This window comes from Bacillus sp. 05T31, assembly GCF_056396725.1.
In genome coordinates, this window is the sequence record NZ_JBFTMA010000502.1 from 1 (window position 1) to 4,062 (window position 4,062).

Consider the following 4,062-nt stretch of genomic DNA (forward strand, 5'->3'; position numbering starts at 1 on the left):
AGAGTGCACAGCATTATATAGAAGAGTTAGTAGAGGAACTAAAGACTGTAACAGAAAAATAAGGTTATTTTTCCTTTTGAGAAGAAAGCTACCGATAGGTGGCTTTCTTTTTTTGTCCAAATGTCAAACTATTGTCAAAAACAATTAAGAATATAATGATTCTTATTGTTATACTAGAATTTACGGGAAAAATCATTATAAGAAATGAGGAATTTATTCAGTATGGAATGGCGTAATATATATCGTGGATTTTGTATGGGCGTTAGTGATTTAATTCCTGGTGTGAGCGGCGGAACAATCGCTGTTGTGTTGGGRATTTATGAACAATTGCTCGCAGCAATTAGCGGATTYTTTAGTCGTGAATGGAAAAAACATTTAGCGTTTTTAATCCCACTTGCAGCTGGTGTAGCGGCAGCTTTTCTAACGTTAAGTCACGTTATTAAATATTTATTAGCAAATCATTATGAACCGACTCAATTTTTCTTTCTCGGTTTAATTATTAGTATATTACCGATGTTAATGAGAGAAGCTGATGCAAAGGCAACGTTTAAAGGTAGTCATATTGCCYTRTTAATAATTGCAGCAATTCTTGTTGCAATAACAGCATTCTTTAARCCAGATAAGGCAGCWGATCCRATTACGACGTTAACAATTTTAAATGCAATYGGTTTATTTTTCGCAGGATGGATGGCTAGTATGGCTATGCTCCTTCCTGGAATTAGCGGATCGTTTATTTTATTAATTATTGGTGTGTATCCAACGGCAATTAATGCTCTAACTACACTCAATTTACCATTAATCGTGGTTATTGGTGCTGGTGTTATGGTCGGATTTGTTGTAAGTAGTAAAGGAATTAGTTTTTTATTGGATCGTTATAAAAGTATGACATTTGCAGTAATTATTGGACTTGTTATCGGGTCGATTGTCATTGTGTTCCCTGGTATTCCAACTGGCGGATTTTCAATTGTAAGTTCGATCATTACTTTTATTTTAGGATTTGCGGTTGTTACTTATTTCGGTAAGAAATAAGTGTTTTAATCCCCTTAACGATAAAAATCGTTAAGGGGATTTTTATGTAATGTTCACGGGAAGTAAGGTATTTTGATTGCTTGTTATAGAAAGAATTTTTACAATTGCTTAGCGAAAGGGGACTGGCACCTTCGTTGTAGCAAACTGTTTTTGATAGTATAATGAAATGAGTATGCAGTGAGAAATTTTGCTGCAAGTAGCTGAGGTGAAGAAACATGCAAAGAGTGACAAACTGTGTGTTAATTAGAGATAATGAAGTACTCTTACTCCAAAAACCTCGCCGGAATTGGTGGGTTGCACCGGGCGGGAAAATGGAGCGTGGTGAGACAGTAAGAGATTCCGTTGTTCGCGAGTATCGTGAAGAAACAGGTATTTATTTAAAGAATCCAGCATTAAAAGGGGTCTTCACTTTTGTCATCCAAGAAGGTGATAAAGTTGTTTCTGAATGGATGATGTTCTCCTTTTTAGCAACAGATTTTGCAGGAGAAAACAAATTAGAGAGCGAAGAAGGCATCATTGGTTGGCATACATTTGATAAAATTGATGATTTAGCAATGGCACCAGGAGATTATCACATTATTGATTATTTAATTAAAGGGAATGGTATAATCTACGGTACATTTGTATATACCCCAGATTTTGAGTTGCTTTCATATCGATTAGATCCGAGTTAAACCTGCAAGGAGAGGATACGATGACAGAGAATAATGATATAAAAATGGTAATTATTACAGGGATGTCTGGAGCTGGAAAAACAGTAGCATTACAAAGTTTTGAAGATTTAGGATATTTTTGTGTAGATAATTTACCACCGATGTTATTGCCGAAGTTTATTGAACTTATGGCGGATTCAAAGGGTAAAATGAATAAAGTRGCACTYGGTATTGATTTACGTGGCCGAGAGTTTTTTGAATATTTATGGGGAGCRCTTGATGATTTATCAGAACGTACATGGATTATTCCTCATATTTTATTTTTAGATGCGAAAGATAGCACACTTGTAACTCGYTATAAAGAAACGAGACGTTCGCATCCACTTGCGCCAACTGGCTTGCCGTTAAAGGGAATTGAAGCTGAGCGTGGTCTMTTAACTGATATGAAGGCRCGAGCGAATATTGTGCTTGATACRTCTGATTTGAAACCGAAAGAATTACGAGARAAAATTGTTCACWTATTCTCAACAGAAACTGAGCAAGCATTTCGTGTAAATGTTATGTCATTTGGATTTAAGTACGGAATTCCAATTGATGCTGATTTAGTATTTGATGTTCGTTTTTTACCAAATCCATATTATATTCCACATATGAAGCCATTAACAGGACTGGATGAAGAAGTTTCGTCGTATGTGTTGAAATTTAATGAAACACATAAGTTTTTAGAGAAATTGACGGATCTTATCACTTTCATGCTGCCTCATTATAAAAGAGAAGGCAAGAGTCAACTTGTAATTGCGATTGGATGTACAGGTGGGCAACATCGTTCTGTTACGCTTACAGAGTACCTTGGGAAACATTTGAAACCAGAGTATAGCGTTCATGTATCTCATCGGGATGTGGAGAAGAGAAAGGGCCATTAAGGGATGAAAAAAGAGAGAAAACCTAAAATTGTTATCATGGGAGGTGGAACTGGACTTTCTGTTTTATTAAGAGGATTAAAACAATATCCTGTTGATATTACAGCAGTTGTAACAGTAGCCGACGATGGAGGCAGTTCAGGTAGACTACGTGATGAGCTAGAAATTCCACCTCCAGGTGATATTCGTAACGTACTTGTTGCGTTATCGGATGTAGAACCATTAGTGGAAGCTTTATTTCAGCACCGTTTTACAACTGGAGACGGACTGAAAGGGCATGCGTTAGGAAATTTACTATTGGCAGGTATGACTTCGATTACAGGAGACTTTTACCACGCGATTACGGAAACGAGTAAAGTATTAAACGTCAGAGGACGTGTATTACCAGCAGCGAATCAAAGTGCGGTACTTCATGCAGAATTAGAAGATGGAGAAATTGTAACAGGTGAATCAAAGATTCCTYATTTCGGGAAGAAGATTAATCGTGTCTTTTTAACTCCAGAAGATGTAGAACCGTTATGTGAAACGTTGACGGAAATTAAACGAGCTGATTTGCTTGTTTTCGGYCCAGGAAGTCTGTACACAAGTATATTACCGAATTTAGTTGTTAACAAAATTGGAGACGCTGTTCTTGCTGCAAAAGCGAAGAAGGTATATGTATGYAATGTTATGACGCAAGCGGGCGAAACGAAGGGTTATACGTTATAAATGTGCGTTGCCTCATTTGAGGTAACGCTCCTCATTCATATAGGACAAGATTTTTGTTCCAAAGTAATAGTATAAGGAGGTGTTGACTGTGTCATTTGCATCAGAAACAAAGAAAGAGTTGACCAATCTTGAAATGAAGGAATGCTGTGAGAAATCAGAATTATCGGCGTTGCTTCGAATGAATGGATCGCTTTCTTTTTCAAACCGTCGCCTATCTATCGATATTCAAACGGAAAATGCGGCAATTGCAAGAAGGATTTATACGCTTTTGAAAAAAGGATATGATGTGACGGTAGAATTACTTGTTCGTAAAAAAATGCGATTGAAGAAAAATAATGTATATATCGTGCGGCTTGTTGAGAAGTCTCGCGAAATATTAGCAGATCTTCACATTGTTCGAGATGACTTTTCGTTTATTCGAAATATATCGCAGGAATTAATCGAGAAGAAATGTTGTAAAAGATCGTATTTACGCGGTGCATTTTTAGCAGGTGGTTCAGTAAATAACCCAGAAACATCATCTTATCATTTAGAGATCTTTTCGTTATATAAGGAACATAATGATTCTATATGTGAACTGATGAACGGATTTGATTTAAATAGTAAGACGTTGGAAAGAAGAAAAGGGTACATTACGTATTTGAAAGAAGCTGAAAAAATTACAGAGTTTTTAAATATTATAGGTGCTCATAATGCACTTTTAAGATTTGAAGATATTCGAATTGTTCGCGATATGCGTAATTCAGTAAATC

Annotated in this window: 4 protein-coding genes and 1 pseudogene; all 5 read left to right on the forward strand. The window is 36.3% G+C overall.

Features of this window, described 5'->3' with window-relative positions; genetic code table 11:
* The first annotated feature begins 222 nt into the window (after window positions 1–222).
* Window positions 223–1,029, forward strand: a complete 807-nt coding sequence (locus AC1DJR_RS22910; protein ID WP_429691818.1) for a DUF368 domain-containing protein — start codon at window positions 223–225, stop codon at window positions 1,027–1,029.
* Between the two features lie 215 nt (window positions 1,030–1,244).
* On the forward strand, window positions 1,245–1,703 hold the full coding sequence (locus AC1DJR_RS22915; protein WP_001190080.1) for an NUDIX hydrolase: 459 nt from the start codon (window positions 1,245–1,247) through the stop codon (window positions 1,701–1,703).
* Between the two features lie 20 nt (window positions 1,704–1,723).
* A complete protein-coding gene (gene rapZ, locus AC1DJR_RS22920; protein ID WP_477003581.1) occupies window positions 1,724–2,605 on the forward strand; it encodes an RNase adapter RapZ in 882 nt (293 codons plus the stop codon).
* A 3-nt stretch (window positions 2,606–2,608) separates the two neighbouring features.
* Window positions 2,609–3,304, forward strand: a pseudogene (locus tag AC1DJR_RS22925) (gluconeogenesis factor YvcK family protein); the annotation flags it as partial.
* Between the two features lie 94 nt (window positions 3,305–3,398).
* Window positions 3,399–4,062, forward strand: a 664-nt coding sequence (gene whiA / locus AC1DJR_RS22930) for a DNA-binding protein WhiA (RefSeq protein ID WP_477003582.1), incomplete at its 3' end; no start/stop codon positions are given.